Genomic DNA, 14,131 nt, shown 5'->3' with positions numbered 1-14,131 from the left:
GACGCGCCCGCAACACGAGCTCTCGTCGCGAGCTGGCTGGCCTGGACGGCGACGCTTGCGCTGCTGTGGCTGGGCCTGGCGGGACAGCTGGACGTCGCCGAGATCGTTGCCGCAACCGTGGTCGGAGGGCTGGCCTCCGCCGCGGGGCTGGCCGCCCGCCAGCTTGTCGGCCTGCGGCACCGGCCCGGCGGAGACTGGCCACGGACCCGGGCATGGTGGCCCAGGCGTTCAGCGACTGTGGGCAGCTGGCCGCTGCTCTGGCCCGGCGGCTGGCCGGCCGGCCGGTGACCGGGTCCTTCAACGCGCTGCCCTGCGACGTCGGCGGCCGGGACGGGCGCAGCACCGCCCGCCGGGTGCTGATGACCGTCGGGACGTCGCTGCAGCCCAACAGCTACGTCGTCGGGTTCGACCACGAGGACCTGCGGGGCCGTTCGTGAACGCCTGGCTGGTCACTGCCGCGGTGGTCGCGGCGGCGATGGTGCCGCCGACCGTGATGACGCTGCGCGGCTCGGTGGAGCAGCGCCTGGTCGCCCTGCAGGCGCTGAGCATCCTGACGCCGGTCGCGCTGGTGGCGGTGGCCGTCGGCGCGGGCCGGTCGGTGTACGTCGACGCGGCGATCGTCATGGCCTTGCTGTCCTTCGCTGGTGGGCTCGCCTACGCCCGCGTCCTGGAGCGGTGGTTGTGAGCGTGGTCGTGGTGGCCCTGCTGGTGGTCGTGGCCCTCGCCGCGCTGCTGGCCGTCGGCGGGCTGCTGGTGATGGACGACGCCCAGGACCGCCTGCACTACACCGGAGTGGCCACGATCCTGGCCACCGTGGCGCTGGTCGCGGCGGTGGTCGTGGAGGTCGGGGTCAGCGAGGTGGCGGTGAAGGCCCTGGCGGTCGGGGTGGTGGTGCTGACGAGCGGGCCGGTGCTGAACCACGCGACCGGCAGGGCGATCCTGACCCGCCGGCACGGCCGCCCCGCCGGGGACGACTGGAAGGTCACCGGATGACCGCCGTGCAGGTGATCGCGTTGCTGTTGGTCGCCGTCACCGCTGCCGGGGTGGCCGCGACCCGCGACACGACGCGCCAGGCGATCGTGTTCGGCGCGCACGGGATGGCGCTGACGCTGCTGTTCCTCACGTTTCACGCACCGGGCGTGGCCATGGCCGAGGCCGCGGTGAGCGGCGTGGTGCTGCCGTTGCTGGTCCTGCTGGCGCTCGCCAAAGTTCGATCGGGAGGGCGGTGAGCGCCCGCGGCTTCATCGGCCTGGCGGCCGTCGTGCTGTTGGGCGCCTGGCTGGTCGAGGGGCTCCTGGGCCTGCCGGGGTTCGGTGAGGACGCCCCCGCCTACGGGCTGGCCCTCGCCGACCTGGCGCTGGCCGAGCGCAACGCCACCAACGCCGTCAGCGCGGTGCTGTTCGACCTGCGGGCGCTGGACACCCTCGGCGAGGCGCTGGCGCTGTTCGCCGGCGCCGCGGCGGTGCAGACGGTGCTGCGCGAGCTCGCCGGCGAGGAGGAGAGCGAGCCGCCGGCGAGCACCGCCGTCGACCGCCGTCCCGCCCCGACCGGCGACGCGGTGCGCGCGGTCGCGCTGTGGCTGGTGGCCCCCACGGTGCTCTACGGCGCCTACATCGCCGCCCGCGGGCACGTCTCGGTCGGCGGCGGGTTCCAGGGGGGCGCCATCGTCGCTGCGGCCGTCGCCCTGGTATTCCTCGCCGGTCGTCAGGCGACCATGCACCACCTGGCACCCGAGAGCGCCCTGGACATCACCGAGTCCATCGGCGCCGGGGGCTTCCTCGTCGTCGGGCTGGTCGCCCTGGCGACCGGGGCGGGCTTTCTCGGCAACGTCCTGCCACTCGGCGAGGCGGGCCGGCTGCTGTCAGCCGGGACCATCGGGGTGCTCAGCGTCCTCATCGGGCTCGAGGCCGCGTCCGCCCTCGCCACGCTGATCCAGAAGTTCGTCGAGCAGACCGTCGAGATCCGACAGGAAGAGCCATGAGCGCGGAGCACCTGCCCTACCTCCTCGCCGCCTGGGTGCTGCTGACCGGCCTGGCGGGGATCGTCACCAGCCGCGACCTCGTCCACACGATCATGTGCCTGGCGGTGCTGCAGACCTCCGTGCACGTCCTGCTGCTGGCGATCGGCTACCGCCACGATGCCACCGCGCCGATCTACGACGACGTCCCCGCCGACGTCGCCGTGGTCGACCCGGTCGTGCAGGCGCTGACGGTGACCGACATCGTCGTCGGTGCCGCGGCGACGGCGCTCCTGCTCGCCTTCGCCGTCCAGGTCAACAAGCGGACCGGAAGCCTCGATCCCGCAGGCCTCGTCGCGCTCCGGGGCTGAGCATGGACGCGCTGATGCCCCTGGCGATCGCCGTGCCGCTGCTCGCCGCGGTCGTCCTGCGCTCCCTGCCGCCGTCGGTGGACCGCCGCGTCCGTGACGGACTGGCGGTGCTGTCGGCTGCGGCCACCGCGCTCGTGACCGCGTGGCTGCTTCGGGCATCCGCCGCCGAGACGCTGGTCCACTGGGTCGCGGGGTGGACGCCCAGGGAGGAGAACGCGATCGGGATCGCGCTGGTCGCCGACCCGATCGGCGCCGGCATCGCCGCGCTCGGCGCCGTGCTGATGACCGCGGTGCTGCTCACCAAGTGGAACCGCGAGACGGTGGACGACCGCTCCCACACGCTGGCGCTGATCTTCCTCGGCGGCTTCTGCGGCTTCGCGTTCGCCGGCGACCTGCTCACCCTGTTCGTGTTCCTGGAGACCACGAGCATCGCCGCCTACGCGATCACCGGCTACCGCCCCCAGGAGCTGGCCTCGCTGCAGGGGGCCGTCAACTTCGCGTTGACCAACACCATCGGCGCGACGCTGTTCCTCACCGGCGCAGCGGTCCTCTACGCACACGCCGGAACGCCGAACCTCGCGGAGATCGCCGAACTCCTGAACGGCGCCGGCGTCGAGGCCCCGACCGTCATCGCCCTCGGCCTGATGACCGCCGGGCTGTTCACCAAGGCGGCCGTCGTGCCGTTCCACTTCTGGCACGCCGACTCCCACGCCGTCGCGCCGTCGTGGGCGGCCGCGTTCTTCTCCGCCGTGCTCATCCAGGTGGCCCTGTACGCCATCGCCCGCCTGCACTGGACAGCCTTCGCCGGACCGGTGGAGGCACACACCGACGAGCTGCGCGCCTTCTACGCGGTGTTCGCCGTACTCACCGCCGGGGTGGCGGCGGTGATGTGCCTGGTGCAGGACGACCTCAAGCGGATGCTGGCGTTCTCCACCGTCGCGCACCTGGGCATCGCCGCGATCGGCTTCGCCACGTTCGAGCCGGACGGCATCGCCGGCGCCGGCACGTACGTCGTCGGCCACGGGCTGGTGAAAGCCGGGCTGTTCCTGGCCGCCGGCTGGCTGCTGGTGCAACACGGCACCGTGAGCCTCGCGGCGTTCTCCGGCAGGGCGTATCGGCTGCCACTGCTGGGAGGCATCCTGGCGGTCGGCGGGCTTGGCCTTGCCGGGCTGCCCCCGTTCGGGATGTACACCGGCAAGGTGCTGATCGACGAAGCCGCCGAAGCGGTCGGCTACGGGTGGCTTTCCTACGTCGCTCTCGCCGCTGCCGCGCTCACCGGCGCCGCGGTGCTCCGCGCCGCCGCCCTCGTCGGCCTGCGGGCCACCGACCGGGGCGGCGACCGCGGCGACCCCGACCGTGACGGAGGGCAGGGCGGCCAGCGCGTCACCCTGCTGATCCTGGTCCCCGCCGTGGCCCTGATGGCCGCTTCGGCGGTGATCGGGCCGCTGCCCACGTTCATCGCCGCCGCCGAGGAGGCAGGCGAGCGGTTCGTCGAAGTCGACGCCTACGTTGATGCGGTGTTGCACGGCGAGGCGGTCGCCGAGCCTCGACCCGAGCCTGAAGACATCTTCACAGCCGAGTCGCTGGTCGAGTCCGCCCTCGCGGCCCTCGCCGCGCTCATCCTCGTCGCCGCCAGCCTCGCGATCCGTCCGACCGCGGCCGCACTGGCCCCGCTCGGCGCAGCCGTCGGCGGGTTGCGCCGCGTGCACAGCGGCCACGTCGGCGACTACGTCACCTGGCTCGTCGCCGGCACCGCGGCCATCGGCATCACCCTCAGCACGCTGCTGCGATGAAGGACGCCGGCTCGCTGATGGGCGTAATCCGGCCTAATGCCTGGCCACGAAAGGAGTTGGGACGACGGCTCGCAGCAGATCCCGTCGCCGTCCCCGTTGAAGCTGGGCGGTTGCATGCGACGGGGGGCAAGCGGGCATTGAGCCCGACATGGCCGACGTCGGCACCTTCACGCCCCAGCCCGCCTTTGTGGCGGGCCTGCGCTGGCACGCCGTCGTGGCAGGGCGTTCGTCGGCGCGCCCGGTGGTGGTCCTGCACGGTTGGGGGGCCGCGGGGGAGGCGCAGCTTCCGGCCGCCCGGTTGCTCGCGAGCTCGCTGCGGGTGCTCGTGCCCGACCTTCCCGGCTTCGGACGCAGCGAGCAGCCGTCACACGTCCCGACCCTGCCGGAGCTCGCTGACGCTTTGGCGGGGTGGATGACCGCGATGGGCCTGGCTCCTGCGGTGGTGGTCGGCAACTCGATGGGCTGCCAGGTGCTCGCGCATCTTGCGGCCCGCCATCCGGACCAGGTCGATGCGGTGGTGTTGCAGGGGCCGACGATCGACGCGGGCGCGCGGACCGTTCTCCGGCAGGCGGCGCGACTGGCCCATGGCTCGCGGTTCGAACGCCCGTCTCTGGGATGGGTGCAGGCCCGCGGCGTCCGGCAAGCGGGGGTGGGGCGCCTCATGACCACGCTTCGTCATGCGCTGGATGACCGCATCGAGGAGACGGTGGCCGAGGTGGCCTGTCCGTTGCTGGTGGTCCGAGGCAGTCGAGATCCTTTGGTGACGCAGCAGTGGGCGGAGACGGTCGCGTGTCGAGCCCCGCGAGGCGAGCTGCGGGTTGTGCCGGGGCCGGGGCACTGCATGGTGTACTCCGCGCCGTTGGAGCTCGCCCGCCTCGTCAGGGGGTTCCTGGGACGCCACTAGCCCCAGCTGCTGGCCGCGGCCTGTGTGGGCTGTGGCGCGCGCTCCCCCGGCTTGGGCCAGGCCACGGGGAACCGGTCGCCTTGCTCGTCGAGGAACTCCTCGAGCTGTGCCAGCGCCAGGTAGCCGGGCATGGGGTAGCGGGCCGGGACGTCCTGCAAAGCGTCGTGGTAGCGCCCCATGTGGTCGAAGTGCAGCGGGTAGGCGTCCTCGTCGACGTCGAGGAAGGCGCCGACGTCGCGGGCCTGGGCGAGGGATGCTTTCCAACGGTCGATGGGCGGAAGCCCGACGCATTCGACGCCGTGGGCGAACAGCATCATGCGGATGTCGTCGAAGGGCCCGAACTCGGCGAGGTAGCGCTCAAGCGCCTCGGCCGAGGGCTCCATGTTGAACTTCAGCCACAGCGGCGCCGCGCCCAGCCGCAGGGTCCACCACGGGTCCATGAGCAGGAACGAGTCGACCAGCAGCCGGTTGGGGGAGAGGCGGCGCTGGCGGTACCACCAGCGGTACAGCTCCGCAACCAGGGGGCTCAGGTGCTCGGGCTCGTCGAAGACGATGCGGCGCACGTTCCAGCGGTGCTCGGCGGCAAGCTCGAGGAGGTCGTCGGTCACGGCGGGCTCGAAGCCCCACTCGGCTTCCGGGAAGTCCCCGTCGGGCGCCGGCGGGTCCCACCTGGTCATGATCTCGCCGCGGTTGCGGCGGGGGCGCCGGCCGCGGTCGGACTGGTAGTGGCGCAGGTACTCCTCGACGCGGGGGCCGCCGGTGAAGAACTCCTCCTCGGTGGCGCCTCCCAGGGCGCCGAACTGGTAGTAGAAGCGATCGTCGACCTTCGTCTGGGGCCAGGTGCGCCGGCACTCGGAGATGAACAGCGTCCCACCGGCCGGCAGGACGTCGCTGAGCCACCTGCGGTAGGTGTCGGGCATCCGGCGCCACTTCACGCGGAAGTACTGCATGCGGGTGAGGGTGAGGCGGTCCTGGTTGGGGTCGTGCATGACGTGCAGCTGCAGGTCGGGGTTGGACTCCAGCAGCTTGCGGCCCGGCTTGAGGCTCTTCTCCAAGCCGCGCCGGGGTTCGTCTGGATGCGCGTCGGGTTGGCGGATGCCGATGAGGTAGGTCTGGGGCAGCCACGGCATGCCGAGCGCGGCGGCCAGGTGCACCAGGGCGCCGCTGGACGAGCCGACCACCGCCGCCGGGTAGTATCGCTTCGGGTAGGTGCTGGTGATCCAACGCGCGACGGCCTCGTCGTTGACGCGCCCGGCGAACGAGGGCCGGATGGCCTCCCCGGCGCTGTTGTACGCGTAGGCGATCTCGCGGGCACGTCGCGGCAGGCGCTTGGCGATCCGCGGCGGGTACTTCACGGGCGCGCCGAGCCCCAGGGCCGGGAAGTCCTTGCCCTTCAGGTAGCGGGCGGTCGCACGGACCATCGCCGACGCTGAGTCGAAGTTGGCGATGTAGCTCGGTGGCTTCACGGCAGGGCCCCTCGGGATGGACGGCTGTCCACTCCCTGCCCGCGCCGGCCGGTCGCTATGCGTGACCGGCGGCGGCAGTGGGCATCCCGGATGCACACCACAAGGAGGGGACTCGTTCATGGCTGGAAAGCTGAAGGACAGCGTCGTCGTCATCACCGGCGCGTCGAGCGGCATCGGGCGGGCCGCCGCGCTGCGGTTCGCCAAGAAGGGCGCGGCGGTCGTGCTCGCCGCTCGCCGCGAGCAGGTGCTCAAGGAGGTCGCCGAGGAGTGCCTGCAGGCTGGCGGGCGCGCGCTGGTCGTAGCCGCCGACGTCACCGACGAGGGGCAGGTCCGCGAGCTGGCCCGGCGGGCTGTGGAGGAGTACGGGCGGATCGACGTGTGGGTCAACAACGCCGCCGTCAGCCTGTTCGCCCGCTTCGAGGAGGCACCGCCGGAAGAGTACGACCGGGTGATCGACACGAACCTGCTCGGCTACGTCCGCGGCATGCGGGCGGTGCTGCCGGTGTTCCGCGAGCAGGGCTACGGCACGATCATCAACAACGCGTCGGTCTTCGGCAAGATCGGCAGCCCCTATGTCACCGCGTACACCACGAGCAAGTTCGGGATCGTGGGGTTGAGCGAGTCGCTGCGCCAGGAGCTCGTGGCCGACAAGGACATCCACGTGTCCACGCTCCTGCCCGCCTCCATCGACACACCGATCTTCCAGCACGCCGCGAACTACATGGGCCGCAAGGTCAAGCCGCTGCGGCCGGTGTACGACGCCGACGTGGTCGCCAAGGCCATCGTCGGCTGCGCCCGCAAACCGCAGCGTGAGCGCATCGTCGGCGGCGCCGGGCGCATGCTGTGGCAGCAGCGGCTGACGAGCCCCGCGCTGTTCGAGAAGATGCAAGCCCGCATGGTCGACCGCGACCACTTCGAGCAGGCCCCGGCGGAGCCGACCTCGGGCAACGTCAACGAGCCCGTCGCCTACGGCACCGCGGTGAGCGGCGGTTGGCCCAGCAGTCCCGCCCCGATCGCCGGCAAGCTGCTGCCCGTGCTCGCCGTCGGCGGCGTCGCCGCCGCGCTCGCGGTGCGCTCCTCCTCTGACGGTCGGCTGGCCGCGTTGACGTCGAAGGTGGAGCCGTCCACGTCGCCGGTGACGTGGGGGGTCAACCCGGTCGTGCGGTCGATCCGCGACGCCGGCCTGTCCGCCTGGTTCGGCGGGTCACTCATGGGGGTCGCCGCGGTCAACCGCGCGGTCAGCGACATCGACGATCCCGCCGACCGGCTGCGGACGGTCGACGCCGTATGGGATCGCTGGACCGTGCCGGGGGGCATGGCGATCGCCGCGCACCTGCTGGGCAGCGCCGTCGCCGGCTGGGGCAACAAGAGCCGCGTCCTCACCCAACGCGGCATGGCGTCGCAGATGGCGGTGAAGGGGGCTGTCAGCCTGGCCGCGCTGGCCAGCACGGTAGCCGCACGGGTCTACCGCAAGCAGGCGGTCCGCGCCGCCGGAGACCGTGCGCCCGTCATGGACGCGACCACGCCCACCCCCGGCACTCCCGCCGAGGTCGCCCGGGCGCAACGACGTCTCAGGGCCGCTGAGTACGCCGTTCCGGCGCTTACCGGCGCCGTGGTCGTCCTCAACGCCAAGATGAGCGAGGACCAGCGGCCCGTTCCTACGCTCCGGCAGGTCGCCGCCCGACTCAACCCGCTCGCCGGCTGATGCGACCAACACCGGGAGTGCATCGCCGCGATGGCCCGGGGTCGGAGACTACGTTCCGCCGGCGCGGCCGCCGATGAGGCTCCCGTCCGGTCCTTCTTCCGGCCATGCAAGCTGGACACGGCGGCGACCGCGGCCGCTCTCGGCGCGGCTATCGTTCGCGTCCGCCTGCGTCGCGGGGTAGACGGCGGCGCGTCGGCCCGAGCCACCGCCTCTCGACTCGCTGTCCTCGACGGGCTTGTTGCGCCCCACGAGGTTCGCGACGCGTGTCCCGCCGCATCCCTGGGCGCCTGGAGGTGTCGGAAGCCACCCGGGGGCCGGATCGACGAGCCGACGCAGCTCGCGGCCTCCCGCTGGGGTTGAGGAGCCGGTCGAGGGGAAGGGTTCGGGCGTGCGCGTAGTGATCACCGGAGCGACCGGCAACGTCGGGACGAGCCTCGTCGAAGCGCTCGCCGACGAGCCCGCGGTCGACACGATCGTCGGCATCGCTCGCCGCCCTCCCGCGGTGAGGGCGCCGAAGACCATGTGGGTGAGCGCCGACGTTGGCAAAGACGACATGGGACCCCATCTGCAGGGTGCCGACGCGCTGGTCCACCTCGCATGGCTGTTCCACCCGATGCGGCGGCCGACGGTCACGTGGCAGGCGAACGCCGTCGGCAGCGCGCGGGTGTTCCGCGCGGCCGCCGAGGCTGGCGTCGCCACGATCGTCTACGCGTCCTCGGTCGGTGCCTACTCGCCCGGCCCGAAGGACCGCCCGGTCGACGAGACGTGGCCGACGCACGGGTGGCCGACGGCGGGCTACGCCCGCGAGAAGGCCTACGTCGAGCGGACCCTCGACGGGCTCGCCGCCGAGCGGTCCGACATCCGCGTCGTGCGCCTGCGCCCGGCGTTCATCTTCAAACGCGAGTCCGCTTCCGAGCAGCGCCGGCTGTTCGCCGGCCCCCTGCTGCCGAGCTGGCTCGTCCGGCGGGAGTTCATCCCGATCGTGCCCGACTTCCCCGGTCTGCGCTTCCAGGCGCTGCACACCGCCGACGCGGCCGAGGCCTTCCGTCTCGCGCTCGTGCGTCCCGTTGCGGGGGCGTTCAACCTGGCCGCGGAGCCAGTGGTCGATGCACGTGTGCTCGCCGAACTCCTCGGGGCGCGTCCCCTGCGGGTTCCACGCGCCGCCGTGCGTACCGCCATGGCGGCCGCCTACCGGCTCCGGGCCATGCCGGTCGACCCCCGTCTGCTCGACGTGTTCGTCCGGGTGCCCATCCTCGACAGCGCGCGGGCCCGCGACGAGCTCGGCTGGCAGCCCCGGCACACCGCCACCGAAGCGCTAGCCGAGCTCTTCGCCGGGATGCGGGAGGAGGCGGGGATGCCCACACCGCCCCTCGACCCGCGGACGAGCGGCCGGCTCCGCGGCCACGAGCTCGCGACCGGCGTCGGCGAGCACGCGTAGGCACCCCCGGCCGTTCGGCCGCGCGGGCGTTGCGTCACGCCGCCTCTAGCATCCACCGCCGGCAAGCAGACGACGGAACGGCGACGGTGTGGCGGACCCCGAAGGGCCGGCCTCCTCCTCGCGGGGCGGCTCGATGCTCGTGGCGACGGGCATCTTCCTCTCGCGTGTCAGCGGCCTCGCGCGCGAGCGGGCACTCGCCCACTTCCTCGGCACGAGCTTCGCCACGGAGGCCTTCCGCGCCGCGATGCGCATCCCGAACCTCCTGCAGAACCTGCTGGGGGAAGGCGTGCTTTCGGCCTCGTTCATCCCGGTCTACAGCCGGTTGCTCGCCGAAGGCCGGGAGCGCGACGCCGGCGTCGTCGCGGGGGCGATCGCGGGTCTGCTCACCGCGCTGACCGGCGCCCTCGTCGTCGCGGGGGTGCTCTTCGCGGAACCGATCACCTCGGTCATCGCCGCGGGGTTCACGGGAGCGCGGTTCGACCTCACCGTCACGCTCGTGCGCATCGTCACGCCGGGCATCGGCTTTCTCGTCCTGTCGGCGTGGTGCCTCGGCGTGCTCAACAGCCACCGCCACTTCTTCCTGTCCTACGTCGCACCCGTCGTCCTCAACGCCGCGCAGATCGCCGTCCTCGTCGGCTTCGGGCTGACCGTGTTCGGTGAAGGCCTCGGCGACGGACCAAGCGAGCCGGCGGCCCTCGCCGGTCTCGCCACGGCGCTCGGGTGGGGCACCCTGGCCGGAGGCGTCCTGCAGTTCGCGGTGCAGCTCCCGAAGGTGCTGCGGGTCGCGCCCGGGGTGCGGCCGAGTCTGCGCACCGACCTCCCCGGCGTGCGCAGCACGCTGCGGGCCTTCGGGCCCGTCGTCGCCGGTCGCGGCGTCGTCCAGCTGTCGGCGTACGTCGACACGCTTCTCGCGAGCTTCCTCGTCGTCGGCGCCCTCGCCGCGCTGGGGTACGCGCAGATCTTCTACCTCCTGCCGATCTCGCTCTTCGGGATGAGCGTGGCAGCGGCGGAGCTGCCGGAGCTGTCGAGCACCACCGAGGAGGACCGCGGCGCGCTCACCGCCCGACTCGACCGGGGCCTGGCTCGGATCGCGTTCTTCGTCGCCCCGACGATCGCGGCGTACCTCGTCATCGGCGATCTCGTGGTCGGCGCACTCCTCCAGACCGGCGAGTTCGGGCGCGCCGCGACCCTGCAGGTGTGGGCGATCCTCGCCGGGTACAGCCTCGGGCTGCTCGCGTCCACGGGTTCCCGGCTGCTCCAGTCGGCGCTCTATGCGATCGGGGACGCAGCGACGCCGGCCAAGATCAGCACCCTGCGCGTCACGGCCTCGGCGGCGGTCGGCGTCGCCTTGATGCTCCAGCTCGACCGGGTCGGCATCAGCACGGCCGGCGTGGTGCTGCTCGACCAGCTTCCGGCGTTCGCGCCGCTGCCCGCGCCGCTGCGCGAGGCGGCCGGCGGCCCACCCCGGCTCGGCGCACTCGGGCTCGCCCTGGGGGCGGCCATCGGCGCGTGGCTCGAGTACGCACTCCTGCGGCGCACGGTCCGCCGGCGGATCGGCCGGACGCGGCACGGCGGCGGGCACCTCCCGCGAACCGCCGTGGCCGCCGGCGCCGCCGCGATCGCCGGCGTCGTGGTACGCCCGCTGCTCGCCGGCCTGCCGGTCCTCGTCGCGGGCCCGCTCGCGGCGGGTCTCCTCGGGGTGGTGTACCTCGCGGTGGCGAGCCGCCTTCGCCTGCCCGAGGCTTCGCGCCTCCTCGAGGCCGTGCGCCGGCGCCGGTAGCGCAACGGCCCCCGACGGCCCGCGCCCCCATGCAACTTTCCCGCGCTGACGCGGGAATCCTCACCCCGCACGCTCGAACCCGCCAGGCCACCGGGCGCCACGCCTTGCCCGGTCAGGTGCCGAGGTAGGCCTTCTGCACCTCGGGGTTGCCGGCGACCTCGTCGGCGGGGCCGGCCAGAACGACGGCGCCCGTCTGGAGGACGTAGGCGCGATGGGCGTGGCGCAGCGCCATGTGGGCGTTCTGCTCCACCACGAGCATCGTCGTGCCCGCGCGGTTGATCTCGACGAGGGTGTCGAACACCTGACGCACGAGCTTCGGCGCGAGTCCCATCGACGGCTCGTCGAGCAGCAGCACCCGCGGGCGCGTCATGAGCGCCCGCCCGACGGCGAGCATCTGCTGTTCGCCGCCCGACAGGAGATCGGCGAGCTGTTCCCTGCGCTCCTCGAGGCGGGGAAAGAGGGAAAAGACCCGTTCGAGGTCGTCGGCGATCTGCGGCTTGTCCCGCCGGGCGAACGCCCCGAGCCGGAGGTTCTCGAGCACGGTGAGGTTGCCGAACACCCGCCGGCCCTCCGGCACGAGGCACACCCCGAGGTCGGTGACGATCTCGTGCGCGGGCCGCCGCAGGACCTCCTGCCCTCCGACGGTGACCGTCCCCGACTCCGCTCGACCTCCCAGCTCGCCGAGCTGGCCGACCATCGACCACAGCGTCGTCGACTTGCCTGCCCCGTTCGCGCCGATGAGGGTCACCATCTCGCCCTCGGCGACCTCGAAGGACAGCCCGTGCAACGCACGGATCGCGCCGTACGACACGACGAGGTCACGCACCTCGATGAGCGTCACACGGCCTCCTCCCCCAGATAGGCCCGGATGACGTCGGGGTTGTTGCGGATCTCCTCGGGGCGTCCCTCCGCGAGGACCCGGCCGAAGTCGAGGGCCTGGATGTGCTCGCAGACGCCCATGATGACCCGCATCTGGTGCTCGATGATCCAGATGGTGACGGCGAAGGTGTCGCGAACCCATGCGATGAGGTCGAGCAGCACGGTGATGTCGGCCGGGTTCATGCCTGCGGCCGGCTCGTCGAGCAGGAGCAGCTTCGGGCGGGTGACGAGCGCGCGCGCCATCTCGACCCGCCGCCGTATGCCGTAGGAGAGGTTCTTCGCGAGCTCCTGCGCGTAGGACTCCAGGTGGAAGCGCGCGAGGAGCTCGCGGGCGAGGCCGTTGAGCTCGCGCTCATCGGCATGCAGGCGTGCGGTGCCGAGAAGGGCATCGCGGATGCCGTAGCGGATCTGGCTGAAGTGCGCGACGCGGACGTTGTCGAGGACCGACAGCTCGTCCCACAGGCGGATGTTCTGGAAGGTTCGACCGATGCCGAGGGCGGTGATCTCGTGGGGGCGCCGCCCGACGAGGCTCTGCCCCTGGAGCTCGATGGACCCGCCGGCCGGCTGGTACAGGCCGCAGACGAGGTTGAACACCGTCGACTTGCCGGCGCCGTTGGGGCCGATGAGACCCACGACCTGGTTCTCCTCGAGCGCCACGGAGAAGCCGTCGACGGCGCGCAGCCCACCGAACGTGTGCGTGAGCCCGTCGATGCGCAGAAGGCTCACGAGACGCGCCCGCCCGTGTGCTCGAAGTGCTCGTCCTCGGGCGGTCGACCGAACCAGCGGCGCAGGGCGGGGAACACGTCGGTGAGCTCACGGCTGCCCATGAGCCCGGTGGGGCGGAAGCGCATGAGGAGGATGAGCAGCAGGGGGATGAGCACCCAGCGGAAGACGTGCAGCGGACGCATCGCCTCGAGCAGGACGGTCAAACCGGCGGCGCTGAGCACCGAGCCCGTGATCGAGCCCATGCCGCCGAGGTAGACCATCACGAGGACCTCGGTCGACTTCAGGATGCCGAACCCGGCGGGGTTGATGAACCCGAGGACATGGGCGAACAGGCCTCCGGCCACGCCCGCGAGCCCGCAGGACAGCAGGAAGGCGACGACCTTGACGCGTCGGGTGTCGACGGTCATGAGCTCGGCGGCGATCTCGTCCTCGCGGATGGCGACGATGGCTTTGCCGAAGGTGGAGTTCACGAGGCTGTGCACGACGTAGACGGTCCCGACCGTCGCCACGAACGCCCAGATCATCGTCCACGGGACGTCGACGGCACGGCCCATCGCGCTCGTGACCCGCGTCATGCCGAGGAACCCCCGGGGACCGCCGATGACGTCGAGGTTCTCGACCAGGCTCTTGAAGATGAAGTTCACCGCCAGCGTGATGATGGCGAGGTAGTCGCCGCGGACGCGGAAGGAGGGGATGGCCACGAGCAGGCCGAAGACCGCTGCCGCGACGCCCCCGAGGAGCAGGGAGAGGGGGAACACCACGAGCGAGGAGGCCTCCGGCAGCAGCGGGCCCCCGAGGCGGGGGTTGCCGATGACGAGCGCGACGGTGGTGACCGAGCTCACGTAGGCCCCCACGCCCATGAAGGCCGCGTGCCCGACGGAGAACTCGCCCATGTAGCCGTTGACGAGGTTGAGGCTGACGGTGAGGACGATGTTGACGCCGATGTAGATCAGCACGAGCTGGATGTAGGGGTTGTAGAGGCCCAGTCCCGACGGCACGACGGTGGCCAGGAACAAGACGCCGATGAGGGCGGGCATCGCGGCGCGCCGCCGCCACGTCCGCGGGGGGCGCCGGTGGCTGCCGGCGGGTGGCCGGGACTCCACGGCCGTCAC

Annotated in this window: 15 protein-coding genes; 11 read left to right on the top strand and 4 right to left on the bottom strand. The window is 72.4% G+C overall.

The features are described from left to right. The first annotated feature begins 212 nt into the window (after positions 1–212). From VM324_07660 to VM324_07625, 8 genes are all read left to right on the top strand, one after another. On the top strand, positions 213–437 hold the full coding sequence (locus VM324_07660) for a hypothetical protein (protein ID HVL99153.1): 225 nt from the start codon (positions 213–215) through the stop codon (positions 435–437). Then, a complete protein-coding gene (locus tag VM324_07655; GenBank protein ID HVL99152.1) occupies positions 434–685 on the top strand; it encodes an MrpF/PhaF family protein in 252 nt (83 codons plus the stop codon). Before VM324_07660 ends, VM324_07655 begins: the two co-directional genes overlap by 4 nt. Then, the gene (locus tag VM324_07650) at positions 682–993 is read left to right on the top strand and encodes a monovalent cation/H(+) antiporter subunit G (GenBank protein HVL99151.1); all 312 of its coding nucleotides are present in this window, start codon (positions 682–684) and stop codon (positions 991–993) included. Before VM324_07655 ends, VM324_07650 begins: the two co-directional genes overlap by 4 nt. After that, entirely contained in the window at positions 990–1,229 is a 240-nt protein-coding gene (locus VM324_07645; protein ID HVL99150.1) for a hydrogenase subunit MbhD domain-containing protein, read from the top strand. The genes VM324_07650 and VM324_07645 overlap by 4 nt, the downstream gene beginning before the upstream one ends. After that, a complete protein-coding gene (locus tag VM324_07640) occupies positions 1,226–1,981 on the top strand; it encodes an MnhB domain-containing protein (protein ID HVL99149.1) in 756 nt (251 codons plus the stop codon). Before VM324_07645 ends, VM324_07640 begins: the two co-directional genes overlap by 4 nt. Further along, positions 1,978–2,328 (top strand): NADH-quinone oxidoreductase subunit K, encoded by a 351-nt coding sequence (locus VM324_07635; GenBank protein HVL99148.1) that lies wholly within the window; start codon positions 1,978–1,980, stop codon positions 2,326–2,328. The genes VM324_07640 and VM324_07635 overlap by 4 nt, the downstream gene beginning before the upstream one ends. Before the next feature lie 2 nt (positions 2,329–2,330). Then, the gene (locus tag VM324_07630; protein HVL99147.1) at positions 2,331–4,121 is read left to right on the top strand and encodes a proton-conducting transporter membrane subunit; all 1,791 of its coding nucleotides are present in this window, start codon (positions 2,331–2,333) and stop codon (positions 4,119–4,121) included. Between the two features lie 148 nt (positions 4,122–4,269). Beyond that, positions 4,270–5,025, top strand: a complete 756-nt coding sequence (locus VM324_07625) for an alpha/beta hydrolase (GenBank protein HVL99146.1) — start codon at positions 4,270–4,272, stop codon at positions 5,023–5,025. Here VM324_07625 and VM324_07620 read toward each other — a convergent pair. Then, complete coding sequence (locus VM324_07620; GenBank protein ID HVL99145.1) at positions 5,022–6,491, bottom strand: hypothetical protein; 1,470 nt, start codon at positions 6,489–6,491, stop codon at positions 5,022–5,024. The genes VM324_07625 and VM324_07620 overlap by 4 nt on opposite strands. A gap of 118 nt (positions 6,492–6,609) precedes the next feature. On the opposite strand from VM324_07620, the gene VM324_07615 reads away from it, so the two are divergent. The 3 genes from VM324_07615 (at position 6,610) to murJ (ending at position 11,414) form a co-directional block, all read left to right on the top strand. After that, positions 6,610–8,196: an SDR family oxidoreductase gene (locus VM324_07615; protein HVL99144.1), complete on the top strand. Its 1,587-nt coding sequence runs from the start codon at positions 6,610–6,612 to the stop codon at positions 8,194–8,196. Positions 8,197–8,584: 388 nt separating this feature from the next. Beyond that, on the top strand, positions 8,585–9,634 hold the full coding sequence (locus VM324_07610) for an NAD-dependent epimerase/dehydratase family protein (GenBank protein HVL99143.1): 1,050 nt from the start codon (positions 8,585–8,587) through the stop codon (positions 9,632–9,634). A gap of 88 nt (positions 9,635–9,722) precedes the next feature. After that, positions 9,723–11,414 (top strand): murein biosynthesis integral membrane protein MurJ, encoded by a 1,692-nt coding sequence (murJ, locus tag VM324_07605; GenBank protein ID HVL99142.1) that lies wholly within the window; start codon positions 9,723–9,725, stop codon positions 11,412–11,414. A 112-nt stretch (positions 11,415–11,526) separates the two neighbouring features. On the opposite strand, the gene VM324_07600 is transcribed toward murJ, so the two are convergent. The 3 genes from VM324_07600 to VM324_07590 are packed head-to-tail and all read right to left on the bottom strand — an operon-like array spanning position 11,527 to position 14,131. Then, positions 11,527–12,255: an ABC transporter ATP-binding protein gene (locus tag VM324_07600; protein ID HVL99141.1), complete on the bottom strand. Its 729-nt coding sequence runs from the start codon at positions 12,253–12,255 to the stop codon at positions 11,527–11,529. After that, positions 12,252–13,019 carry an ABC transporter ATP-binding protein gene (locus VM324_07595; protein HVL99140.1) on the bottom strand — a complete coding sequence of 256 codons (768 nt, stop codon included), beginning with the start codon at positions 13,017–13,019 and terminating at the stop codon, positions 12,252–12,254. Before VM324_07595 ends, VM324_07600 begins: the two co-directional genes overlap by 4 nt. Next, on the bottom strand, positions 13,016–14,131 hold the full coding sequence (locus VM324_07590) for a branched-chain amino acid ABC transporter permease (GenBank protein ID HVL99139.1): 1,116 nt from the start codon (positions 14,129–14,131) through the stop codon (positions 13,016–13,018). The genes VM324_07595 and VM324_07590 overlap by 4 nt, the downstream gene beginning before the upstream one ends.

Source organism: Egibacteraceae bacterium, from assembly GCA_035540635.1.
Lineage (GTDB): Bacteria > Actinomycetota > Nitriliruptoria > Euzebyales > Egibacteraceae > DATLGH01.
Note: the sequence above shows the minus strand (reverse complement) of the source record. Positions and strands in the feature narration are given on the sequence as shown.